The sequence below is a fragment of the Bradyrhizobium sp. CCBAU 51765 genome, from assembly GCF_015291725.1.
Taxonomy (GTDB): domain Bacteria; phylum Pseudomonadota; class Alphaproteobacteria; order Rhizobiales; family Xanthobacteraceae; genus Bradyrhizobium; species Bradyrhizobium liaoningense.
Window position 1 is genome coordinate 5,804,312 of sequence record NZ_CP030038.1, and the last position, 24,304, is coordinate 5,828,615.

A 24,304-nucleotide genomic window follows, 5' to 3' on the forward strand; every position below is an offset into this window, starting at 1 on the left:
GCGCCGATAGTTTCATCGGGGTGCGAGTTCGCGCGCCCCCTCACGCGATCAACCGTGAGGCAAAATCGGGCAGCAGGCCTGCATCGCGGGCCAGGCGGAGATCGGCGCCTGTAATTCCCGACTGCACCAGCCAGTCGTCGAATTCCGGCGCGCGGCGCAAGCCGAAGACGTCTCGGACATAGAGCGCGTCGTGAAAAGACGTCGACTGGTAGTTCAGCATGACGTCGTCGGCGCCGGGGACGCCCATGATGAAGGTGACGCCGGCGGCTGCGAGCAGCGTCAGCAGATTGTCCATGTCGTCCTGGTCCGCCTCGGCATGGTTGGTGTAGCAGATGTCGACCCCGAGCGGCAGGCCCAGCAGCTTGCCGCAGAAATGATCCTCCAGTCCAGCCCGGATGATCTCCTTGCCGTCATAGAGATATTCCGGGCCGATGAAGCCGACCACGCTGTTGACGAGAAGCGGGGCAAAAGCGCGGGCGACCGCATAGGCGCGCGCCTCGCAGGTCTGCTGGTCGACCCCGTGATGGGCACCCGCCGACAGCGCCGAGCCCTGGCCGGTCTCGAAATACATCACGTTCTGCCCGACGGTGCCGCGCCGCAGCGACAGCCCGGCCTGCTGCGCCTCTTTCAGGAGCGCGAGATCGATGCCGAAACTGCGGTTGGCGGCCTCGGTGCCGGCGACCGACTGGAAGACGAGGTCGACCGGCACGCCCTGCCCGATCAGCGACAGGGTCGTCGTGACATGGGTCAGCACGCAGCCTTGCGTCGGGATCTTCAGCCGCGCGATGACCTCGTCGAGCAGCCGCAGCAATTGGGCAATGACGGCAGGATCGTCACTCGCAGGATTGATGCCGATGCAGGCATCGCCGGCCCCCAGCAAAATGCCGTCGAGGATCGAGGCGGTGATGCCCCTGGCGTCGTCGAACGGATGGTTCGGCTGGAGCCGCGTGCTCATCCGCCCCTTCAGCCCGATGGTGTTGCGGAAAGCGGTGGTGACCTCGCATTTCCGCGCCGCCAGGATCAGATCCTGGTTGCGCATCAGCTTTGACACTGCGGCCGCCATCTCCGGCGTCATGCCGGGCGCGAGCTGGCGCAGGATGTCGGGCGTTGCAGCATCGGACAGCAACCAGTCGCGGAAGGCCCCGACCGTGAGCGATGCCACTGGCGCAAAGGCCTTGGCGTCGTGGCTGTCGATGACGAGGCGGGTGACCTCGTCGGTCTCATAGGGAATGACGGCTTCCTGGAGAAATTGGCCGAGCGGCACATCCGCCAGCGCCATCCGTGCCGCGATCATCTGCTCGGAGCTGGCAGCGGCAATTCCGGCAAGCCGGTCGCCGGAGCGCGGCGGTGTCGCCTTCGCGAGGAGGTCGCGCAGATCCGGGAAGGTGTAGGTCGTGGCGTCGATGCTGTGGCGGTAGACCACGGGGCTCTCCGGGCTGGGTCGGCCAACGGCCGACTCCAAGACTATGCTGAAAGACTATGCTGAAAGACTATCCTGAGACTATACCTTGGGATCAAGACGCTGAAATATCTTACTTTTCGTTCGACCAAGGACGGACGGAGCCCGGCGGGCGCGTTAACGCCACATCCACCTTCCTCCTGCAAAGCTTTGCATCAATTCTACACGACCCCGCTCACCGGCCGCTTCAGGCCATTCCGGGCTCCCTGCACACCATGACATCAGACCGATCTGGGAATGCCGCCAAGCCGGCAGGCCGTTTCACGCTTGCCGCCAAGCTCTATGCGATCTTCGCGCTGTTCGCGCTGCTCACGGCCGCGATCGCGATGCTGTCCGACTACAACAGCCGCCGCAGCGCCGACCTGACCAGCGCGATCGAGACGGCGAATGCCGCCGCGCTGAACGTCGAGCGGGTCAACTCGCTGGTCTATGCGGTCGTGATGGAATCGCGCGGCGTCTACATGTCGACCGAGCCGGCCGTGGTGAAGAAATACGGCGATGGCCTGCTCAAGTTCAACGCGCAGATCCTGGACGTCGTGAAGCGCTGGGAGACCATCGTCAAGGCCGACGACGCCGAACAGTTTGCCACCTTCAAGAAGCGCATCGAGCAGTTCGTCGAGTTCCGCAAGGAGCTGGTGCGCCGCGGCGTCGAGATCAATGCAGCCGCCGGCCGCGAATGGGGCGACAACGACGCCAACCGCGCGGTGCGCTCGGCGCTGAACAAGGACCTCGAGGCGCTGTCCAAGGTCTATGCCGAGCGCGCCAAGCAGATCGCGCAGCAGACCGAGACCAATCGCGCATTGTCGTTCGTGCTGACCTGTCTCGGCGGCGTGGCGCTGGCCCTCGTCGTGATCGGCATCGTCATCATCGCCCGCTCGATCGCCCGGCCGCTCGCCTCGATCACCGCCACCATCAAGAAGGTCGCCGACGGCGCCGAAAACGTCGTGGTGCCGCACTCTGAGCGCGCCGACGAGATCGGCGCACTGGCCCGCGCGATCCAGGTGTTCCAGGACGCCATGGGCCGCAACCGCAATCTCGCCTCGCAAGTGTCGAACGACGCCGCCGCGCGCGAGGAGCGCGCCCGCCACATCGAACGATCCGTCGAGCAGTTTCGCGAGGCGATCGGCGCGATCATGCGCGGCCTCAGCGACAACGCCTCGGTGATGCGCGAGACCGCGCAGACCATCACCCGCGTCACCGCCGATGCGAACAGCCGCGCCGGCACGGCGGCGAACGCCACCGAGCAGGCCTCGCACAACGTCACGGCAGTGGCGGGCGCGGCCGAGGAACTGTCGGCCTCGGTGGTGGAGATCGGCCGCCAGGTGCGGCAGAGCGCCGGCGCGGTCGAGCAGACCGGCCAGCGCACCGAGAAGTCGATCTCCGAGATCGAGAGCCTCGCCGCCGCCACGCAACGCATCGACGGCGTGCTCAGCCTGATCCAGGCGATCGCCGAGCAGACCAACCTGCTCGCGCTGAACGCCACCATCGAGGCCGCGCGTGCCGGCGATGCCGGCCGCGGCTTCGCCGTCGTCGCCCACGAAGTGAAGGCGCTCGCGGGCCAGACCGCCAAGGCCACGGCCGAAATCAGCGAGAACGTCGCGATGATCCAGGCCTCGACCCGCAACGCCGTCGATGCCGTCCGCGAGATCGGCGGCGCGGTCCGCGAGATCAACGAGGTGACCTCGGCGATCGCCGGCGCCGTCAGTCAGCAGGACGCCGCCACGCGCGAGATCTCGTCCAATGCGCAAAGCGCCGCGCAGGGCAACGAGACGCTTGTGGCGAACATCTCCTCGCTGCGCGACGCCATCGGCGAGACCGACACGGCGGCATCCTCGGTGCTGACGGCGGCGAGCAGCCTGACGGCGACGGCGGACACGCTGTCGCGCGAGGTGGAGAAGTTCTTCCAGAACCTGCGCGCAGGGTCGGCGGACAACCGCCTCGCCAGGGCGGGATGACGGCGCGGGCGCGGGCCGCGAAGCCCGCGCTGACACAAAAGGTGCGAAAACAACCCCATGCACAGCAGGCGGGGGTCGGCGCGCGCGTGCAGAGCAGGCTTGCTCCCAAGAATTGTCGCGCCCGCCATGTGCCCGGAAGGCAGCGTTTGGGTCCATGGAGTCGATAGCGGCCTCGGGGCCCGCCGCCGACAGCTCCCGGAAAATTCCACAGCGCCTGAGACCGAGATCGGACCATTGATCAGATTGGCCCTCCGGTCCGTTGATCCATCTCAAGAGAGCCTTGGCCGGGTCGTTCATAAACTTCGCAAGATGCCCCATCGCAGAGCGATGCAGCGAGAGCGAGAGATGACCAATGGCCAATAAGGAAGTCGTGATCTGTTCACCCGTGCGCACCGCCATCGGCACGTATGGCGGCACGCTGAAGGATTTTCCGGCCGCCGATCTCGGCGCCGTGGCGATCCGTGCAACGCTTGAGCGCGCGAAGCTGTCGCCCGGCGATGTCGGCACTATCGTTATGGGCAACGTGATCCAGGCCGGCAACAAGATGAATCCAGCCCGGCAAGCGGCCATCAATGGCGGCGTTCCCGTCGCTGTTCCGGCACTGACAGTCAACCGGGTCTGTGGCTCGGGTGCGCAGGCGATTGCAAGCGCTGCCCAGGAGGTGATGCTCGGGTTCGTTGACAGCGCGGTTGCCGGCGGCATGGAGAACATGGACCGCGCGCCGTATCTCATGGGTTCCGGGCGCTGGGGCTATCGCATGGGCGATGCGAAGATCTTCGATGCGATGCTGATGGACGGCCTGAATGACGCCTTCTCCGGGCAACATTCGGGATGGCATACCGAGGATCTCGCAGCCTCGCATCAGATCACCCGCGAAGAGCAGGACCGTTGGGCCGAACGCTCGCAGAAGCGATTTTCCGCAGCCCAGGCTGCCGGCAAGTTCGCCGCAGAAATCGCTGCCGTCGAAATTGCCTCCCGCAAGGGTCCAACTCATTTCGACAAGGATGAGCACAACCGGCCCGATACCACGATGGAAAGCCTCGGCAAGCTGAAGCCAGCGTTCCGTAAAGACGGCACCATTACGGCCGGCAACGCGCCCGGGCTCAATACCGGCGCGTCGGCGATGATCGTCGCCGATCGGGCCTGGGCCGACAAGAAGGGTTTGCTGCCGATGGCGCGTCTGGTTGCCTACGGGATAGGCGCTGTCGAACCAGGCATGTTCGGGTTGGGGCCGGTGCCGGCGGTGAAGCAGGCGCTCGAACGGGCCGGCTGGAAGGTATCTGATGTCCAGCGCATCGAGATCAACGAAGCCTTCGCGGCGATCGCAATTGCGGTTGCGAAGGACCTGGGTCTCGACGCCAGTATCGTCAATGTGGAAGGCGGTGCAATCGCGCATGGTCATCCGATCGGAGCCAGCGGCGCGGTCCTGACCACTCGATTGCTGCATTCGATGAAACGCGACGGCATCAAAAAGGGTATCGTTACTCTTTGCATCGGCGGCGGCCAGGGGATTGCGCTTGCGCTTGAATCGATCAATTGAGCAATGCTCACGCGGCATCCCGACCGATCGGAAAATGCCGCGTGACCTCTGCGGCCTGAGGACTGCCTATATTGCCCCACTTTCGCGCGCTGACCGCCCCAACCCCATATCTGTTCTTTACCGGCAAGGGCGGAGTCGGCAAGACCTCTCTTGCGTGCGCCACGGCCGTTAGCCTGGCCGACCGCGGACTGCGCGTCCTTATCGTCAGCACCGACCCTGCGTCGAATCTCGACGAGATGCTCGAGGTCACTTTGACCGATCGCCCCACCCCGGTGCCAAGCGCGACCGGACTTTCGGCGATGAATATCGATCCCGAGGCTGCGGCCGAAAACTATCGCAGTAAAGTGCTTGAACAGCTCGGACCGGAGGTTCCTCCCGACGAGCGATCGACCGTGCGCGAGCAGCTCTCCGGCGCCTGCACCACCGAAATAGCTGCCTTTGACGAGTTCGTGGGACTGCTGGACGGCGATATCGCGGGGTTCGATCACATCATATTCGACACCGCCCCGACCGGTCACACGTTGCGGCTCCTGAGCCTGCCAAAGGCGTGGACCGGCTTTCTCAAGGACAACGATCGGGGAGCATCCTGCCTCGGGCCGCATTCAGGTCTGAAGATGCAGGAGGATCGCTTTCGCAAGGCGCTCCAAGCCTTGGGCAATTCCAAGCAGACCACCATCATTCTGGTCACCCGCGCCGACCGCGGTGCGATCCGCGAGGCGGCCAGAACGGCGGCCGAACTTGACGCGCTCAATCTCTCGAACCAGCTTCTCGCGGTGAATGGGCGCTTCCATGCCACGGACCCGACCGATGTCGTTGCAGTTGCCATCGAGCGGGATCAGGACGAGGCACTGGCCGCAATGCCTGCATCGCTCACGAAACTGCAGCGAGACGAAATTCCTCTGCTTGGGTTCGACATCATCGGCCTGGTGGCTCTGCGGGCACTTTTATCGCCGACCAATCAGCCACCGCTTGTATCCACCGAGCCCGGCACTGAACCGATCGACCTGCCGGGACTGAATCGGCTGGTCGATGACATCGCGCAGGGCAAGCATGGCCTCGTCATGGTCATGGGTAAGGGGGGCGTCGGAAAGACGACGATCGCCGCGGCCATCGCCACGGGATTGGCCAAGCGCGGTCATGCCGTTCATCTCAGCACGACCGATCCCGCAGCTCACGTCAGCTTTGTCGTCGATGGCGTCATGCCCGGTCTGACGGTCGACCGGATCGATCCCCGGGTTGAAACGGAGCGGTATGTCGCAAAGATACTGGCGAGCCGGGGCCGGAACCTGGACGAGCAGGCCAAAGCCCTGCTGCTCGAAGATCTCGCTTCGCCATGCACGGAAGAGGTCGCCGTGTTCCACGCCTTCTCACACATTGTTGCGGAGGCGCGGAGCGCTTTCGTCGTGCTCGACACGGCGCCGACAGGCCACACGCTCCTTCTGCTGGACGCGACCGGCGCCTATCACCGCCAGATGACGAGCCAGGTTGCACCGACCGGTGCAGGACGTATCGTTACCCCGTTGATGAGGCTGCAGGACCCGAATCACACAAAGGTTATCCTCGTGGCGCTGCCGGAGACGACGCCGGTTTCCGAGGCCGCCTCCCTTCAGGATGACTTGCGGCGCGCCGGCGTCGAACCATACGGCTGGGTGATCAACAAGAGCCTCGCCGTCTCGGGAACCCGCGATCCCCTGCTGCGGCTTCGGCTCGACAGAGAGCGAACGCAGATCGCTCGCGTTCAGAACGGGCTCGCAAAACGCGCTTTCATTGTCGGGTGGCGAGCAAAGCCTCCAATCGGTGTGGAAGAGCTGCGTCGTCTGTCATGAACGTAGTTCGACTGCGTGATGTCTGCTGCAGGTCAAAAAGACGAAGTGCCCTCGCGGTCCATCTGGTCGGCGGCCTGAACGGCGAGCAGTTGCAATGATGGATGCGGCTGGGGCCGCGTTGTTGGGCCTTAACATACGCTAAGGCTCACGTCGGCAGCACCGGCTTGAATGACAAAAATCGCCGCCTGGAACGAACCCTCCCGCGAACGGTTGTTTCCGGCCAAGCTGTTGAATGGGTGTCAAAAGTGACCACGGGCAGGATGCTGGATACCGACACCAATCCCCTTTCGAAAGCTCCTGTCCTGCTCGTAGAGGACGACGTTCTGGTCCGCACCACGGTGTCAGACGAGCTGAGAGCGAACGGAATGTCCGTGATCGAGTGCGGCGACGCGGATGAAGCTCTGGAGGTTCTTCGATCGAGAACCCAGGTTTCGCTCGTTGTCACTGACATACAGATGCCGGGATCGATGAACGGGGTCGGCCTCGCGAGCGTCATCAAGCGTGAATATCCCGAGCTGAAGGTAATAATCACGTCATCCGAACGGCCGCCCGACGGCGCCAAGTTCGATCAGTTCGTCGCGAAGCCGTGGGATATTCCCAACGTTATCCGGCACATCAAATCGATCGTCGGCGCTTAGGAACGAAGACGACCGCTTGCCGGTTGTTGGGCATGCAGATAGATCGAACCACCGCTTCCCGCACGATTGTACTCGCCGAACAGGACGTCCTGGTGCGCATGTCGCTCGCCGACTATCTGCGAGGGTGCGGGTACAAGGTGCTGGAGGCGCGATCCGCCGACGAGGCGATCCGGTTGCTTGAAGATTGCAGCATCCCGGCGCATGTCGTGATCAGCAGTGTCGAGCTGGCTGGCGACGGCTTCGGAATCGCGAAATGGCTCAGGGATCATCGGCCCGATCTCGAATTGCACCTCACTGGAACTACCAAACGAGCTGTCGACGTCGCGGCATCGCTGTGCGAGGGAGGGCCGCTTCCGGCGCCGTACGACGCTCAAATTCTCCATCGTCGAATACTGCGATTGACGGGCGGGCGCCGGCCGCGCCCCCAGGAAGGACGGCGGACGATGGCGAAAGTGTCGAAGGGATGACTCGGAGATCGGCCTGACCGCCAGGAAACGTACCGCCCTTCGTCGATCTCACAATATCCCCTACCCCATCACCCCGCCCCGCCTGATCAGCTCCTTGCCCACCGCGGCGAGATGCACCTGGTCCGGCCCGTCGCCGATGCGGATGAAGCGGGCGTAGACGTAGGCACGCGCGAGGAACGTATCCTGCGAGACGCCGGCGGCGCCGTGGATCTGGATGGCGCGGTCGATGACGCGGGCCGCCATGCTGGGGACCACGATCTTGGCGGCCGCGATCAGGTCGCGCGCGGCCTTGTTGCCTTCGCGGTCCATCCTGTCGGCGGCCTGCAGAGTCAATAAGCGCGCCTGCGCGATCTCGCAGAAGGAGTTTGCGATGTCCTCGCGCACCGAGCCCTGCTCGGCGAGCGGCTTGCCGAAAGCCGTGCGCGAGACCGCGCGCTGGCACATCAATTCCAGCGCGCGCTGGGCGCAGCCGATCAGCCGCATGCAGTGGTGGATGCGGCCGGGGCCGAGCCGGCCTTGCGCGATCTCGAAGCCGCGACCCTCGCCGAGCAGGATGTTCCCGGCGGGCACGCGGACATTCTCGTAGACGATCTCGGGGTGGCCGACCGGCGCGTCGTCGTAGCCGTAAGTGAGCATGTCGCGGACGATGCGGACTCCGGGCGTGTTCTTCGGCACCAGGATCATGGATTGCTGGCGATGGCGGTCGGCATGATCCGGCGCGGTCTTCCCCATCACGATCAGGATCTCGCAATCCTCGTTCATCGCGCCTGACGTGAACCATTTGCGGCCGTTGACGACATAGTCGTCGCCGTCGCGCCTGATCTCGCACTGGATGTTGGTGGCGTCGCTGGAGGCAACCTGCGGCTCCGTCATCGAGAAGCCGGAGCGGATGCGTCCCTCCAGGAGCGGCTTCAGCCAGTGCACCTGCTGCGCTGGCGTGCCGTAGTTCGCCAGCACCTCCATGTTGCCGACGTCGGGCGCCGAGCAATTGAACACCTCGGGCGCCCAGAGGATGCGGCCCATGATCTCCTTCACGGGCGCATATTCGAGATTGGAGAGGCCCGGGCCATGCTCGCCTGACAGGAAAAGGTTCCAGAGCCCCTGCTCCCGCGCCAGCCGCTTCAGGTCCTGCATGACGGGCGGCGTCTTGTAGCGCGATGCTTCCGGCTTGACCTGCTCGTAATAGAGCTCCTCGACCGGCTCGACATGCGTGCGCATGAACTGACGGACGCGGTCCTGCAGCTCAAGCGAACGGGGAGAGTGTTGAAAGTCCATTGTGGGCTCCTGTTCCCTTCTCCCCTTGTGGAAGAAGGTGGCATAGGCTGCCTTCGGCAGCCGTTCCTAAGAACGCCGAAGCAAAGCTTCGGCTATGGCGCCGGATGAGGGGTTGTTCCGAGAGTTCAAATGTAGAGACGACTCACGGAGCCATAACCCTCACCCGGCTGCGCTTCGCGCGTCCACCCTCTCCCACAAAGGGGAGAGGGTGCACCGTCTCTGCGGCCCACCCATCACGTCCCGCGCAGGAGCTCGCTCGCCACGACCCAGTCGTTGCCGTCGAACTGGAGCATGTAGCCGTCCTTGATCGGGCGGAAATCCTGCGGCGTGGTGTTGAGGGTGATGCCGGGCATCAGCAGCGACAGCGGCACGTTCTTCAGGTTGGCGGCCTGCGCCATGATGTTCTCGCGCGTCAGATTGTCCTTGCATTGCCTCAGCAGCACCACCAGCGCCTCGGCGACGGTGTAGCCGTAGAGGCCGGCGACGTTGTTGACGTCGGCATTGGGCAGGCGGCGCTTCATGAAATCGATATAGGCCGTCATCGCCGGATCGTCCTTGGGCTCGGCGACGAACGGCTTGAGCGAGCCGAGCGACAGCACGCCCTTGCCCGCGTCGAGGCCGGCCGGCACCATCACGGTCGCCTTGTTGGCACAGCCGCTCGCGATGAAGCGCGTCGGCTTCCAGCCGACCTCATGGGCTTTCCGGATCGCCTGTGCGCAGGCGCGCGGCGTCACCGAATAGATCAGGAAGACGTCGGCCTTGGTATTGGCCAGGGTCAGCACCTGGGAATCGACGGTGGGGTCGGCGACCTCGAAGCTCGAGGCCATCGCGATCGCCTTGTCGGCGTCGGTGCCGAGCGCCTCCTTGACGCCACGCAGATATTCCTTGCCGGCATCGTCGTTCTGATAGAGCACCGCGAAGCGTGCGTTCGGGTTCTTGGCGCGGGCATAGGCGACGTCGATCGCGGCCTCGCTGGTGTAGTTCGGCGCCCAAGGCAGCGCGATCGACCACGGCATGTTGGCGGGATCGTTCCATTTCGAGGCCGAGCTGATCAGGAATATCTGCGGCACCTTGTTGCTGTTGAGATATTTCGCGATGGCCGAGCTCGGCGCGGTGCCCATGGTCGCGAAAATGAAGGCGACGCCGTCGCCCTCGACGAGGCGCCGTGCGGCCTCCATCGTCTTCGGCGGCGAGAAGGCATCGTCCAGCGAGATCAGATTGAGCTTGCGGCCGCCGACGCCGCCCTTCTCGTTGATCTCGTCGAAATAGGCGGAGATCACCCGGCCGGTGATGCTGAGCGGCGAGGCCGGGCCGCTATAAGGCATGGTGTTGCCGATCTTGATCTCGGTGTCGCTGACGCCAGGACCGTACGATTTCTGCGCGCAGACAGGGGCGGACACGCAGGCGGCAGCGAGCGCTGCGGCCAGAGCCAAAGCGGCTTTCATAGTTTCTCCCACTGATTATCGCCGCGCGAGGCAGTCACGCGGCGTGCTGCTTTTCGTCAGCGCGTCAGATCAGCGGAGTTCCACAACACGGTCTTGCGTCGAGTTGCTGATGGCTCAGCGGCGGCGTGGCACATGTGTCTGCGCTTCATCTCCCATCGGAGAGGCGATCAGAGGGCTGCGCGCGCCTGCGCCTAGCCGCGTCGCTTCAAGCCAAAGCCGAGGCTGATCCAGCCGGCACCGGCCATGATCAGGTCGATACCGAGAAACAGGCCGAGGATGTAGACGCTGTTCACGGGCCAGCGCGCCACGATGAGCAGGCCGAGCAGCAACGTGATCGCGCCGGAGAGCGCAACCCACACCCACGGGCTCTCGCGCTTCATGCTGAAGGCGAGAAACAGCCTGACGGCGCCCGAGGCGATCAGCGATGCCCCCAAAAACAGCGTCAGCAGGACTGCCGCGAACAGCGGATTCTCGAAGGTCAGGAAGCCGGCGACGATATAGAGCACGCCGAGCAGCACCCAGATCAGGAATTTTCCCCAGCTCTTCACCTGGAATGCGCCGATCACCTCGGCGACACCGGCTACGATCATCATCGCGCCAACCACGATCACGCTCGCCACCGTCGCCATCACGACGCTGCCGAGCGCGACGAAGCCGGCGATCAGATAGACGACGCCGAGCGCGACGATCCAGCCCCATTTGGCATGCAGCGCGGCGATGCCCGAACCGAGACTCGCTTGGTGAGACGTATCCGAAGCACTCGTCATGGTCGCCACTCCTGTGCAAAGCCCGGAGGCACAATTCAAGATAGCACGAACCGCACCGGGACGACAGCCAGCAGAACACTCCTCATCGGCAGCAACATTGACGCAAATCAAGATCGAATGCGGCGAATACGTCTGCCAGGTGCGGCAATGATCAGGCGCGCTCGGCAGCGTTGCGAATGTCGAGCACGGCCTGGGCCCATTCGGCGGGCCGCTCCTGCGGCAGGTTGTGGCCGGCACCCTTGAAGACGCGCCGCTCGAAAACCCCCTCGAACTTGCGCGCGTGGTGGGCCGTGCCGGAATTGACGCCGTCGCTGTCGCCGTCGATCGCAATCGTCGGAACGCGGATCGGCGGCTGGGCGGCGAGCTTCGCCTCGATCGCGGCATAGGCGGGGTCGCCCGCCACCAGCGCGTAGCGGTGGCGATAGGAGTGGATCACGACATCGACGAAATCGGGATTGTCGAAGGACACAGCGCTTGCTTCGAACGTCGCGTCGTCGAACGCCCATTTGGGCGACCACATCGCCCAGAGCTGACGGGCAAAGCCGCGGCGGTTGCGCTCCAGCGCGCGGCGGCCGCGCTCGTTGTGGAAGAGATATTGATACCAGAGTGCCGCCTCCTCCGGCGGCGAGGCCGGTTCCATGGCGCGGGCGATGTTCTGGATGTTGTAGGAATTGCCGGAGACGAGCCCGATCACGCGTTCCGGATGGAGCGCCGAGACCACGCAAGCCGCACGCCCGCCCCAATCATAGCCGCCGACGACGGCGCGCTCGATGCCGAGCGCGTCCATGAAGGCGAGGAGATCGGCGCCCAGCGCCGCCTGCTCGCCGGAGCGCAGCGTCTCCGGGAATCGAAACCGCGTCGGGCCATAGCCGCGCAGCCAGGGCACGAGAACGCGCGCGCCGGCTCGTGCAATGATCGGCGCGGTCTCGGCGTAGGCGTTCACGTCATAGGGAAAGCCGTGCCCCAGGATGCAGGGCCAGCCCTCCGGCACGCCGTATTCGCGGTAGGCGATGTCGAGGACGTCAGTGGCGATGGTTTTCTGTTGCATGCATGTCTTGCGGAGTGACCGCGATCGTAGCCCGGCCTATTTCTGCGGACCGGACAGCGAGATGTCGCGTTCGGCGCGGAACACGTTGCTGTAGAGGTTGGCGATCCATTGCCGGCCGATCTCGGTCTTGTTGAGATAGCCGATTTCGGTCTGGATGTGCGGTGCGACGCTATTCCAATAGAATTGCGGGTAGCGGTTCACGATGTCGGCGGGCGAATCGTAGCCGAGCTGACGGTTGATGCCGACCTCCTCGAACTCGTAATACAGCGCGTTGGCCTTGCGCAGATAGTTGGGATCGCCGAGCTGGCCGATGAAGTCGGCCGCGCGCAGGATCGAGGCCTCCTCGTCATATTCCTGGCCTTCACGGGCGGGAAAGCGCGTCCCTTCGATGGCACGCGCGATGCGCTCCGGGTCGAGACCGCGGATCGGCGGCAGCCGCCGCAGCACGAACAGTTTCGAGCGATCGACGTGATACATCATCAAACTGGCATCCGATGCACCGCGCGGTAGCGACACCTTGGTCCCGGCCTCGTCGATGATGAAACCGTCTTCGTCATCCTCCGGGAACAGGCCGCGGACATAGCCGATGTCGTGCGCCAGGCAGGCGATCAGGATGTGGAGGTAGTCCTCCGCCGCAAGATGCGCGTGGAGATTGCGTCCCGAGAGGATCGCCTGAGCGGCCAGAGTCACGAGCATGGTATGCTCGATGTTGTGGTAGAGCGCGTCGCTGTTGCCGATACACTCCATCGCGGTGCGCGTCGATCCCTCCAGTACCCTCGCGGAAGGTTCGTCGTACCGGCGACGCATGAACCGACCCAGCATCTTCTCCAGGGTCTCGGCCGCCAGTCTCGGCAACGTCATCATGGATGCAGCCCCGTCCGCCGCTGGTATCCCATGCTCTCTCCCGACGTCATTCTTCTCCTCGACGCAGCGGGGAGCATAGCCCATCTTCGGCCGGGTCACCAAACTCCGAAGCAAAAATACGTAAATATCTTGCCGTCCCGCCGCGCAACATCACGGTTGACGCCACAGTATGCCACAACCAAAGGTGCCGGAGGGCCGGGGTCGACTCCAGGCCCGACTACCGCATCAGGGCGCGGCCAGCATGGCGGCACCTTCGGCCGAGCGCGAAAGACTTCTGGCCAGATAGAACAGCTCGACCAGCTTGCCGCGTTTGCCGGCCAGCGAGAAGATGTATTCGGGTGACTCCGCCTCGATCTCCGCGATCGCCACCTTCGCGATCCGGTCGATGCGGCTCGAGCCGTGCTCCCAGACAAAGCCGACACCAAGCCGATTGGCAACCGCCTCCAGCATCCCCTCGCGTGTATTGACGATGATCGCGGGAGTTGCGCGCAGGTTGACGGCGCGAAGGGCCCTGTCCACGGCGCGCTGGGTCGCGGAATCCCGGGTCCGAAAGACCAGCGGATATTGCACGAGGCCGGCGATGGACACGCGCGATTCACGACTGAGCTCGTGAACGGGATGACAGATCGCCACGACGCGCTGCTGCACGCAAGGCTCGCGCCGGAAGCGGTTGTCCTGCGGCACCTCCGGCAAGACGGCAACGTCGACGCGCTGGTCGACCACGGCTGCCATGATCGCCGACCAGCTGCCGATCTCGATGTTGATCTGGATCTTCGGATACAGATTACGGAACGCTGCGATCAGCGCCATGCCCGGCATGGCGTTGCCGAGCCCGATGCGGAGCTCACCTCCCGTGAGCTCATCGCGCTGCTGCAGGATGGCCAGTGCGTCCGCCTCGATCGCCTGCATGCGGCTCGTCGCTGCGTAGAGCCTCCGGCACAGCGGCGTCGCGATCAGAGTCTGGCCGTGCCGATCGAACAGCGCAACCGCGAACTCGGCCTCCAGATCACGCACGAGCTGCGCAACTGACGGCTGGGACACCCCCAGCCGTCTCGCTCCGGCCGCAAAGCTGCCGGTCTCGAACACCGCATTGACCGCCCGGACGCGCGACGACGTCAACGCCACCACAACAGCCCCAAAATCGAAACTCCCCGTCTTCCGGACCCGGCAAAAGCAAAACCTGGGACGACCATAGGGACCGCCATTGACCGTTATGTGAATGTCAGATGCGCTCCCTACTCCTCATGCGCCGCAACAAGGCCAGCAGGGGACTCAGCGCGCATGGCGCAGATCGAACTTTCCGCAATCCGCAAGTCCTTTGACGGCACCGACGTCCTGAAGGGCATTGATTTCCGAATTGAGGACGGCGAGTTCATCTCGCTGGTCGGTCCTTCCGGCTGCGGCAAGTCGACCCTGCTCCGCATCATCGCCGGCCTCGAGCCGCAGAATTCCGGCCAGGTCCACATCGACGGCCGCCCCGTGGATGCCATTCGCCCGAGCGCGCGCAACCTCGCGATGGTCTTCCAATCCTACGCGCTCTATCCGCATCTGAGTACCTTCGACAACATTGCGGTGCCGCTCAGGATGCGGCGCCTCTCGGCGATCGAACGGTTGCCGCTGCTCGGCAAGCTGCTGCCGGCCCGGCGCGCCAAGGAACGGCACATCCGGGCCGACGTCGAAGGGATCGCCGAGCAGCTCGACATCGCGCCCTTGCTGCGGCGCAAGCCCGGGCAATTGTCCGGCGGACAGCGGCAGCGCGTCGCGGTCGGACGCGCGATGGTGCGCGAGCCGCTGGCTTTCCTGTTCGATGAGCCGCTCTCCAATCTCGACGCAAAGCTGCGTGTCCATATGCGCGCAGAACTCGCCGAGCTGCATCGCCGCCTCAAGGCGACGTTCGTCTACGTCACGCACGACCAGGCCGAGGCGATGACGATGTCGAGCCGGATCGCCGTCATGATGGGCGGTGAATTGATTCAGGCCGGGACGCCGGCGGAGATCTACAACGACCCCGACGACATCCGTGTCGCCGAATTCATCGGCAGCCCCAAGATCAACGTCCTCCCCGGCCGGATCCGCAAGGACGCCGGCATCGACGTGCTCGGGACTGCCCTGAAGCTGTCGTGCCATGCGGCGACCGGCGAATGCCGCGTCGGCGTTCGCCCGGAGCGGATCGACGTCGGTGCGGGGCCCTTCTCCGGAACCGTCGTCCATCTGGAGAATCTCGGTGCGGAGGCTTTCGTGCACCTTGCGATCGAAGGCGCCGGATTGCGCCTGATCGCGCGGCTCGCGGACGTCAGGCATTTGCCTGCGATGGGAAGCTCCGTCGCCTTTGGTTTCGCGTCCGACGCGGTGCGGATCTTCGATCCGGCCGGGAAGCGGATCGAGATCAGACTGGAGCAGCCCGAGCGCATCCGTGAGCCCGCCCATGTCTGACGGCTCCATGACCCTAGGCGCGGCCATCGCTCCCGCAGGCGCGACACGGCGCACGCTGCCGGCCCATGGCAGCCGGCGGACATACTCCGCCTACGCCCTGGTGACGCCGGCCGCGGCGCTGATGCTGATCATGCTGCTTGGTCCGCTCGCCGGCGTGATCGCCCTCTCCTTCACCGACTATCAGCTCGGCGCGCCGCATTTCGCCTGGATCGGCCTCGCCAACTACCAGGACCTGTTCGCCGACAAGGTGTTCTGGACCGCGCTGCGCAACACGCTGGCTTACGTCGTGATCGTGGTGCCCGGCACCGTGATCGCAGGCCTTGCGATCGCGCTCCTGATCCAGAGCGGCACCAGCCTGCGCAGCCTCTACCGGACGATCTACTTCCTGCCCGTCATGGCGACCCTGATCGCGATGGCGGTGGTGTGGGAATTCATGCTGCACCCGCAATTCGGCCTGGTGAACGGGATGTTGCGCGGCGCGGGCCTGCCGGCCTTTTCCTGGCTGCAGGACCGCAGCACCGCCCTCTATGCACTGTGCGCGATTGGCATCTGGCAGGCGGTCGGCTTCAACATGGTGCTATTCCTCGCCGGCCTCGTCTCCATTCCTAAGCAGCTTTACGAAGCGGCCGAAATCGACGGCGCGTCGAGCGGCTGGGCCCGCTTCCGCCTCGTGACCTGGCCGATGCTGGGGCCGGTCACGACCTTCGTCGTCGTGATCTCCGGCATCCGCTCGTTTCAGGTGTTCGACACCGTGCACGTCCTGACCAAGGGCGGCCCGTCGAAATCCACCGAGGTCCTGATCCACACCATGTACACGGAAGGTTTCGAATTCTTCCGCTCGGGCTATGCCGCGGCGATCACCGTCGTCTTCCTGGTCTTCGTTCTCCTGCTCACCCTGATAAAATCGAGGCTCGCCGATCGCGGCGTGCACTACACATGAGCTACGCGCATCCCATCCCGTTCCGGGCGATCCTCCGCCACGTGCTCCTGATCGCGGGCGCCGCGCTCATGCTGGCGCCCTTCATCTGGATGATCTCGACCGCGTCCAAGCCACAGACCGAGATCTTTTCCAGCGAGCTGCACCTGATCCCGCACCAGTTCGCGCTGGCGGAGAACCTGCGCGAAGCCTTCGCCAAGGCCAATCTGCTGCGCTTCCTGCTCAACGGCGTCATCGTCACGATCTCGATCTTCGTGCTGCAGGTGATGGTGGCGCTGCCGGCGGCCTACGCGCTGGCAAAGCTTCGCTTCCACGGCCGCGAGACGCTGTTCGCGCTCGTGCTGTTCGGGATCCTGATCCCGCCGCAGGCGACCGCGATCCCCGTCTTCCTGATGCTGCACAAGGCCGGCCTGCTCGACAGCTATGCCGCGCTGGTCCTGCCCTTCACGATCTCTGTGTTCGGCATCTTCCTGATGCGCCAGTTCTTCAAGACCGTGCCGGACGATCTCGTCGATGCCGCGCGCATGGACGGCATTTCCGAATTCGGCATCGTCTGGCGGGTAATGCTGCCGGCTGCAATCCCTGCCGTGACCGCCTTCGGCATCTTCTCCGTGGTCGCGCATTGGAACGACTATTTCTGGCCGCTGATCGTGCTCAACAGCGAGCAATTGCGTACGCCGCCGCTTGCGGTCGCGCATTTCCGCAACAACGAGGCCGGCACCAGCTACGGCCCGCTGATGGCCGCGGCGATGGTGATCATCGCGCCGCTCGTCATCGCCTTCCTCTTTGCCCAGCGCCGTTTCATCGAGGGCATCACCCTCACCGGCATCAAGTAACCGCGTCACCTCAAACAGGAGTCTATCAATGCTGAAGTCCATCATCGCCGCGGCGGCTCTGTCGCTTGCGGCCGGCTCTGCCCTCGCGCAGACCCAGACCGAGATCGTGATGCAGTATCCCTATCCGGAGCTGTTCACCGAGACGCACAAGCGCATCGCCGAGGAGTTCGCCAAGGTGCACCCGGAGATCAAGGTCACCATGCGGGCGCCTTACGAATCCTACGAGGACGCCACCCAGAAGGTGCTGCGCGAAGCCGTCACCAACCAGATGCCCGACGTGTCCTTCCAGGGACTGAACCGCATCCGCGTCCTGGTCGACAAGAACATCCCGGCCGAGCTCGGCGGCTACATCGCGGCCGAAAAGGACTTCGACAAGCAGGGTTTCCACCAGGCGATGTACGACATCGGCACCGCCGGCGGCAAGGTCTACGCCCTTCCGTTCGCGATCTCCCTGCCGATCGTCTACGTCAATCTCGACCTGGTGAAGCAGGCCGGCGGCGACGTCAACAACCTGCCGAAGAGCTGGGACGAGCTGATCGCGCTCGCCAGGAAGGTCAAGGCGCTCGGCAACGACACCAACGGCGTCACCTATGCCTGGGACATCACCGGCAACTGGCTGTGGCAGGCGCCGGTGTTCGCGCGCGGCGGCACCATGCTCAATGCCGACGAGACCAAGGTCGCGTTCGACGGGGCGGAAGGCAAGTTCGCCATCAACACGATTGCGCGGCTCGTCAACGAGGGCGTCATGCCCAATCTCGACCAGCCGTCGATGCGCGCGACGTTCGCGGCCGGCAAGACCGGCTTTCACATCACCTCGACCTCGGACCTCAACAAGGTCACGCAGATGACCGGCGGCAAGTTCGCACTGAAGACAATTCCGTTCCCGGACGTCGTTGCTCCGAACGGCCGGCTGCCGGCCGGCGGCAATGTCGTGCTGATCCTCGCCAAGGACAAGGCCAAGCGCGACGCCGCCTGGGAAGCGGTGAAGTTTTGGACCGGCCCCAAGGGCGCCGCGATCATGGCGGAGACCACCGGTTACATGCCGCCGAACAAGGTCGCCAACGACGTCTATCTGAAGGACTTCTATGTCAAGAACCCCAACAACTACACCGCGGTCAGCCAGCTCGCGCTGCTCACCAAATGGTACGCCTTCCCCGGCGACAACGGCCTGAAGATCACCGACGTGATCAAGGATCATCTCAACTCGATCATCTCGGGCGCCCGCGCCAAGGAGCCGGAGGCCGTCCTCGCCGACATGACCGCTGACGTGCAGAAGCTGCTGCCGAAGACCACCGGCGCGGCGCGCTGAGCGTCCTGACATCCACCGGCACGGGACGCCATCGGCGCCCCGTGCCGCACCAATAACTGGAGATGGCGATGAAACTGCTGCACCTGAGCGACATTCACCTGACGGCGCCCGGCGCGACCATCGGCGGCCGCGATCCGCGGGTCAATTTCGAACGGGCGCTGGCGCATGCGCTGAAGGACCATCACGACGCCGAGTTGATGGTGATCACCGGCGACCTCTCGGATTGGGGCGATCTCGCCGATTATCAATGGCTCAAGCAGCGCCTCGACGCATACCCGCTGCCGGTGCGGCTGTGCATCGGCAATCACGACCGGCGCGCCGCCTTCCTGAGCGTGTTCCCCGACCTCACCGACGACAACGGCTTTGTCCAGGGCATCCACGATACCGCCGCCGGCCGCTGCCTGTTCCTCGACACCGCCCACCCGGAGACGCATGCCGGCCGTTATTGCGAAGATCGTCTTGCCTGGCTCGAGGCACGGCTTGCCGAGCATGACGGACCGTTCCTGCTCTTCATGCACCACAACCCCATGCCGGTGCATCTCGGTCCGCTCGACCAGATCCGCCTGCTCGACGAAGCACCGTTCCGGCGGCTCGTTGGCCAGCATCGGACAAAGATCCGGCACGTCTTCTTCGGGCATTGTCACTTGCCCCTTGCCGGCTCGGTTGCAGGGGTACCCGCCTCGTCGCTGCGCGGCACCAACCACGCGAGCTTTCCGCTGTTCTCCGAGACCACGCTGCTGAGCGCGTCCGACCTTCCGCAATCGTATGGAGTCGTCTTTTTCGGGGAGGATTATGTGACCGTACACATGGTGGAATACGGCTACGATGGTCCCATCCGCGTCGAGGGCTCACCCGATTATCAGGCCTGGGATCGCGAGACCATGGTTCGCTGACCGGCGAGCGCCGACCATTTCCAGCGCGTGTCCTCATAAACCCGCGCTGCACTTCTTGTAGGGCCCGCTCCGTCGAACACGAGGGACTGAACGCTATAGAAAGCGTCTCAGGAATGTCAGCGCCGTCTCTGCCACCTCCGGCCAGCCGCTATCTATAGCCAGTGAGCGGCCGCGTCTTGGAAGTTGGACGAACTCGGTGACAGCGTGCTTATTGCGCCTCTGCTGTTCGTAGGCGGCCCGGGTGACTGTTGGCGGTAGGGTGTGGTCGCGCTCGTAGCAGATCATCAGCAACGGTCCACGCGCGGCGACCTCAGCCTCGATTGCAGCCCCGGTCGAGACGGGTGGCGGCACCGCGCCAAATGAAGCCGGTTCGATCGCTACTGTCGCAGCCGAAAGCCCACGCCCGGCCAGGATCTGCGCGATCAGCCCACCAAACGTATGGCCGATAAGCGCCGGGCGGCGGTCCAGTGCGCCGACGATCCGCGCCAAATGCGACGCGACCTCGCCGATGGTTTCTGGTGCCGCGGCGCCGCCCAGCTCCGCCGGCCATTCAGGCGCCAAGGGAGCAAAGCCGGCTCCCTCGAACACATCAGCCCAACCGTACCAGAAACCGGGCTTTGACCACAAACCATGGATGAAGATGACCGGCTGCTTCTGCGATGAGTTGGTTCGCTCGATGATCGCAGCGTCGACGGTCTCCATGATCATGATCAGCGGCCTTCAACCGCGAACAGGATATCCGAAAAGCCAGGCACTGTTGCCGCACGATTCCAGTCCCGCTGCAGTTCGCAGATGAGCTGCACCCAGCTTGTCGGCATCGGAATTTCCTTGGTGGGTCGATTTGAAGTTCTCTGGGCGGGTCAGCGGGAAGCGGGCGCGGGGACGAATGACGTGTCGCTGGGGCCGATGCCGGTCAGACGGACGACGGCGCCCTCGGCGCGTGTGAAGGCAAAGTGCGCAACGCCGCCGGGCTCGGTATAGAGGCCGCCTGCGGTCAATGGCTTGACCGCGTCTGACGCCCTGCTGCCGTAACCGAAGTACCAGGTGCCGGAGATCACCGTGGCGAAGCGGTCGTCGCGGTGGGTGTGCGGTGCGATCGCAGTGTTCGACGGAACGTGGATTTCGAGCACGTAGGGGCCGGGCTTGGCCGGATCACCGGAGAGCAGCACGGTACGGATGGCGGCAACTCCGGAGGTGCCGGCACCCGCGCCGGACTGCGGCATTGCCTGCGCCTGTTCCAGCGTCAGAGCCGTCTGTCTCAGGTGTCCGCTCTCCGCGGCGACGGGTTTTTCGTCGAGGAAGGTCTCGATCGCGGTCGCCGTAGCCGCCGGTTGCTCCTCCATCAGCCAGTGACCGGAGCCTACGATGACCTGCTCCTGCACGTCGATCGCGCCCGCCTGCATCACCGCCGCCATTGCTGGGCCGAAGGATGCAGCGCCGCCGATCGCGAGAACCGGCATGTGCAGCTTGCCGTGGGCCGAGAGCCAAGCGCGGTTGTCGATCGCGTCCTGATCGAAGGCGGCGAACTGGCGGAAGCCGGCGTGCATTCGCCCCGGCGCGGCGTAAAGCTGCGCGTAGTGCACCCGTGACGCCTCGGGAAAATTGGCCGGATTGGCCGAAAACTCGTTCCAGAACCGATCGAGATAGATCCGCTCGCGGCCCGCCACCAGGCGCTCCATGTCTGGCCCGCCGAACCGGAAGTGCCACAGCAACGGGTTCTTCAGGATTTCTTCCCACGGCCCGACGCCCGGAACCGGAGCATCCATCAGCACCAGCTTCGACACTCGTTCGGCATGCCGCGAGGCCAGGGCGAAGGCGACCATGTTGCCGATGTCGTGCGCCACGATGTCAGCGCGCGACGCGTGCAGCATGTCCATCACGCCGACGATGTCGTTCGCCTGATTGACCTTCTCGAAACCGGCGTCCGCGCTAGCGGAAAGGCCCATACCCCGCAGGTCGGGCACGATGACCGTGTGAGTTCGCGCAAGGTTCGCCGCCAGCGGCGCCCACATGTCGCCGGTCTCGCCATAGCCGTGCAGCAGCACGACTGTCGGTCCGGACCCGCCGACCCGGACGTGCAGGGTCGTGCCATTGGTCGCGATCTCCTCGGTGCGGAAGGCATTCGTAAATTCCGTCGGCACGTCGGCCGCTGGCGCGGCGGTGCCGGCCAGGCCGGCGAGCGCGGCGCCGGTCAGGGCAAACCGGCGAAGCTTGGTGAGGACGTTCATGGGGGATCTCCTGTGTGACGTCTTTTTCGTAGACGCAAAGCTAGACGAGGAAGATCGGCAGGATTAGCCAGTATCCAGGCCAAGTACTTTTGAATGGAGCGCAAAGGTGGCGGTAGATAAGGCGGACCGTGCCCGGGAGCTGGAAGTGTTCTGCGCGGTCATCGACGGCGGCAGCTTCTCGGCTGCGGGCCGCGCGCTCGGACTGACGCCCTCGGCCGTGAGCCGCACCCTGGACCGGATCGAGCAGCGGCTCGGCGCACGCCTGCTATTGCGGACGACGCGCGCGTTGACCCCGACGGCAGAAGGCCGCGCCTATCTGAGCGCGGCCCGCCGCATTCTCGCCGACCTCGACGAAGCCGAGCAGGCGATCTCCGACCAAGGTTCGCCGCGCGGCCGCATCAGGGTCAGCGCTGCGGTCTCCCACGGGCGGCTTTGCATCGTGCCGCTGCTTGGCGAGTTCGTGCGCCGCTATCCCAACATCGTGGTCGACATCAATCTCAGCGACGGGATGGTCGACGTCGCTGCGGGGCAGGCGGATGTGGCGGTTCGCGGCGGGCCACTGACCGACAGCGCGCTCACGGCGCGTCGCCTCAGCGAGAACGGCCGAACCATCGTCGCTGCGCCGGACTACCTGGCGCGGTGGGGCGTGCCCGAAACGCCGGAGGACCTCTACAACCACAATTGCCTGAACTTCAGCTTTCGCCGGGCCGAACCGGTCTGGCCGTTCCGCAGGGACGGCGCCGACTTCGCCTTGAAGGTGCGAGGCGCCATTGAGGCCAACAGTGGCGAGACGCTGGGCCAACTGGCTCTGGACGGCGTCGGCATCGCCCGCGTCGGAAATTTCAGCCTGGGGGACGCGATCGCGAACGGGAGGCTGGTCGCGCTTCTCGAACAGTTCAATCCTGGTGACAAGGAGATCTTCCATGCCGTCTTCGTCGGTGGGGCGAACATGCCTGCTCGCGTCCGGGTATTCGTGGACTATCTTGTGGAGTGCATGGTCGGCGGTCGTGGACGGCATCAATGAGGGACGGCCACCCCATGACCGCTAAGGGTCTTGGTTGTTTGAAAACGCCAAGACGCCTGAGCGCGATAGAATGGATTATTCGCCCGAGAGTGATCTTGCGCTTAAGCTCGCAAGTGATCTCCATTTGGACGACGAATTGATGAATGTAATTCTAGCCTGGTTTGGATCCCGCACGTTTTTGCACAGCCAGGGTCAATCGCGTCGGTTCTACGCGATCAAACCCGCGTCCGGCTTACCCCTCGTTGCCGACATCAAGCCACCCGACTGAGTTTGTCGGTTCGGTCCAGAAGCCGACATTGGTCTCCTACTCTATAACTCTGTCCGCCCGGGCGAGCAGCGTAGGGGGAATAATAACGCCGAGCGCTTTCGCAGTTTTGAGATTTATGACCAATTCAAATCTTGTTGGCTGGGAGACGGGAAGGTCTGCGGGCTTTCGGCCTTTCAAAATTGAATCCACATATCCGGCCGCTAGCCGAAATACTTCCTCGCTGCTTGCCGAGTAAGACATCAGACCTCCGGCGTCGGCGACTTGTCGGTTGCTCGAAAAGGTCGGCAACCCATCCTTTAGCGCGAGATCAAGAACCTCTCTTTTCAGGATGCTCGCCTGAACGATCAACGCATCAACACGTTTCTTGGCCAGTTCCAGAAAGACGCCATCAAGCGGCGTTTCCGGTCGAGTAAGCGCGGTTTCAATCTCGATACCGAGCGCAAGAGCGCCTTGATAAAGATGTGCGAGGAATGGTCGAAAAAAGGGATCAGCTTCGTTGGCAAGAACTGCGACACGGCGAGCTGCCGGGATTACCTCACGTATCAACTCAATGCTCTTGCCTGCAAACGCAGCGCTCGCGGTGGCAATGCCCGTTACATTACCCCCGGGTCTGGCTAAGCTATCTATTAATCCGGTCGCGACAGGATCGCCCGCCGCCGCCATCACGATCGGAATGCTGCTGGTCGCCCGCTTTGCTGCTTCGGCCGTGGGTGTCAACGAAGTAACGATTACATCGACCTTCAACTGCACTAGTTCGGTCGCTTTTTCTGGAAGAAGTGCAGCGGTACCGCCAGCCGTACGCACCTCCAAACGAGCATTTTTACCTTCGATGTAACCAATTCTTCGAAGTGCCTCGCGAAATCCGACCAAAAACAATTCTGGGTCGGGATTACCAGTGAGCAGAACGCCGATGGTCGGTAACCTGCTCCCCTGTTGGGCACGCGCCGCGATTGTCCAGGCTGCTGCAGCACCGCCGCAAAGTAGCATGATGAACTCACGGCGCTTCATTCGATCACCTCGTGAGCAAAGCCATGGTAGGCCGCATTCGTTGCGGTCAGACGTCTGGCCAAGTCAATCTTAGTGGGGAACATA

At 64.2% G+C, this 24,304-nt stretch carries 20 protein-coding genes and 1 pseudogene; 11 read left to right on the forward strand and 10 right to left on the reverse strand.

The features are described from left to right. Positions 1–40: 40 nt before the first annotated feature. On the reverse strand, positions 41–1,423 hold the full coding sequence (locus tag XH96_RS27520) for an ethanolamine ammonia-lyase subunit EutB (RefSeq protein ID WP_194388534.1): 1,383 nt from the start codon (positions 1,421–1,423) through the stop codon (positions 41–43). A gap of 251 nt (positions 1,424–1,674) precedes the next feature. Here XH96_RS27520 and XH96_RS27525 point away from each other — a divergent pair, with 251 nt between their 5' ends. From XH96_RS27525 to XH96_RS27545, 5 genes are all read left to right on the forward strand, one after another. After that, complete coding sequence (locus XH96_RS27525) at positions 1,675–3,414, forward strand: methyl-accepting chemotaxis protein (protein WP_194388536.1); 1,740 nt, start codon at positions 1,675–1,677, stop codon at positions 3,412–3,414. A 352-nt stretch (positions 3,415–3,766) separates the two neighbouring features. Next, on the forward strand, positions 3,767–4,954 hold the full coding sequence (locus XH96_RS27530) for an acetyl-CoA C-acyltransferase (protein ID WP_194388538.1): 1,188 nt from the start codon (positions 3,767–3,769) through the stop codon (positions 4,952–4,954). A gap of 71 nt (positions 4,955–5,025) precedes the next feature. Next, a complete protein-coding gene (arsA, locus tag XH96_RS27535) occupies positions 5,026–6,780 on the forward strand; it encodes an arsenical pump-driving ATPase (protein WP_194388540.1) in 1,755 nt (584 codons plus the stop codon). Positions 6,781–6,944: 164 nt separating this feature from the next. Then, positions 6,945–7,418, forward strand: coding sequence for a response regulator (locus XH96_RS27540; protein WP_194388542.1), 474 nt, complete (start codon positions 6,945–6,947; stop codon positions 7,416–7,418). 98 nt (positions 7,419–7,516) lie between these two features. After that, positions 7,517–7,885 carry a response regulator gene (locus XH96_RS27545; RefSeq protein WP_194388544.1) on the forward strand — a complete coding sequence of 123 codons (369 nt, stop codon included), beginning with the start codon at positions 7,517–7,519 and terminating at the stop codon, positions 7,883–7,885. A 60-nt stretch (positions 7,886–7,945) separates the two neighbouring features. Here XH96_RS27545 and XH96_RS27550 read toward each other — a convergent pair whose 3' ends face one another. The 6 genes from XH96_RS27550 to XH96_RS27575 form a co-directional block, all read right to left on the reverse strand. Then, entirely contained in the window at positions 7,946–9,160 is a 1,215-nt protein-coding gene (locus tag XH96_RS27550; RefSeq protein WP_194388546.1) for an acyl-CoA dehydrogenase family protein, read from the reverse strand. Between the two features lie 233 nt (positions 9,161–9,393). After that, entirely contained in the window at positions 9,394–10,605 is a 1,212-nt protein-coding gene (locus XH96_RS27555) for an ABC transporter substrate-binding protein (protein ID WP_194388548.1), read from the reverse strand. Positions 10,606–10,796: 191 nt separating this feature from the next. After that, a complete protein-coding gene (locus XH96_RS27560; protein WP_194388550.1) occupies positions 10,797–11,372 on the reverse strand; it encodes an HdeD family acid-resistance protein in 576 nt (191 codons plus the stop codon). Positions 11,373–11,523: 151 nt separating this feature from the next. Next, positions 11,524–12,420 carry an alpha/beta fold hydrolase gene (locus XH96_RS27565; protein WP_194388552.1) on the reverse strand — a complete coding sequence of 299 codons (897 nt, stop codon included), beginning with the start codon at positions 12,418–12,420 and terminating at the stop codon, positions 11,524–11,526. A gap of 36 nt (positions 12,421–12,456) precedes the next feature. Further along, entirely contained in the window at positions 12,457–13,284 is an 828-nt protein-coding gene (locus XH96_RS27570) for an HD domain-containing protein (RefSeq protein ID WP_194388554.1), read from the reverse strand. A 225-nt stretch (positions 13,285–13,509) separates the two neighbouring features. Continuing rightward, a complete protein-coding gene (locus XH96_RS27575; protein ID WP_194388556.1) occupies positions 13,510–14,409 on the reverse strand; it encodes a LysR family transcriptional regulator in 900 nt (299 codons plus the stop codon). 156 nt (positions 14,410–14,565) lie between these two features. On the opposite strand from XH96_RS27575, the gene XH96_RS27580 reads away from it, so the two are divergent. From XH96_RS27580 to XH96_RS27600, 5 genes are all read left to right on the forward strand, one after another. Further along, on the forward strand, positions 14,566–15,717 hold the full coding sequence (locus XH96_RS27580; RefSeq protein WP_194388558.1) for an ABC transporter ATP-binding protein: 1,152 nt from the start codon (positions 14,566–14,568) through the stop codon (positions 15,715–15,717). Further along, the gene (locus tag XH96_RS27585; RefSeq protein WP_194388560.1) at positions 15,710–16,657 is read left to right on the forward strand and encodes a carbohydrate ABC transporter permease; all 948 of its coding nucleotides are present in this window, start codon (positions 15,710–15,712) and stop codon (positions 16,655–16,657) included. The genes XH96_RS27580 and XH96_RS27585 overlap by 8 nt, the downstream gene beginning before the upstream one ends. Next, the gene (locus XH96_RS27590) at positions 16,654–17,490 is read left to right on the forward strand and encodes a carbohydrate ABC transporter permease (RefSeq protein WP_194388562.1); all 837 of its coding nucleotides are present in this window, start codon (positions 16,654–16,656) and stop codon (positions 17,488–17,490) included. Before XH96_RS27585 ends, XH96_RS27590 begins: the two co-directional genes overlap by 4 nt. Before the next feature lie 28 nt (positions 17,491–17,518). Next, positions 17,519–18,799 (forward strand): ABC transporter substrate-binding protein, encoded by a 1,281-nt coding sequence (locus XH96_RS27595; RefSeq protein ID WP_194388564.1) that lies wholly within the window; start codon positions 17,519–17,521, stop codon positions 18,797–18,799. 68 nt (positions 18,800–18,867) lie between these two features. Continuing rightward, entirely contained in the window at positions 18,868–19,692 is an 825-nt protein-coding gene (locus XH96_RS27600; RefSeq protein WP_194388566.1) for a phosphodiesterase, read from the forward strand. A 93-nt stretch (positions 19,693–19,785) separates the two neighbouring features. Here XH96_RS27600 and XH96_RS27605 read toward each other — a convergent pair whose 3' ends face one another. Both XH96_RS27605 and XH96_RS27610 read right to left on the reverse strand, forming a co-directional pair. Then, entirely contained in the window at positions 19,786–20,400 is a 615-nt protein-coding gene (locus XH96_RS27605) for an alpha/beta hydrolase (protein WP_194388568.1), read from the reverse strand. Positions 20,401–20,975: 575 nt separating this feature from the next. After that, positions 20,976–21,920, reverse strand: a pseudogene (locus XH96_RS27610) (alpha/beta fold hydrolase); the annotation flags it as partial. A 106-nt stretch (positions 21,921–22,026) separates the two neighbouring features. On the opposite strand from XH96_RS27610, the gene XH96_RS27615 reads away from it, so the two are divergent. Then, complete coding sequence (locus XH96_RS27615) at positions 22,027–22,944, forward strand: LysR family transcriptional regulator (RefSeq protein ID WP_194388571.1); 918 nt, start codon at positions 22,027–22,029, stop codon at positions 22,942–22,944. 304 nt (positions 22,945–23,248) lie between these two features. On the opposite strand, the gene XH96_RS27620 is transcribed toward XH96_RS27615, so the two are convergent. Next, positions 23,249–24,220: an ABC transporter substrate-binding protein gene (locus XH96_RS27620; protein ID WP_194388573.1), complete on the reverse strand. Its 972-nt coding sequence runs from the start codon at positions 24,218–24,220 to the stop codon at positions 23,249–23,251. Positions 24,221–24,304 lie beyond the last annotated feature (84 nt).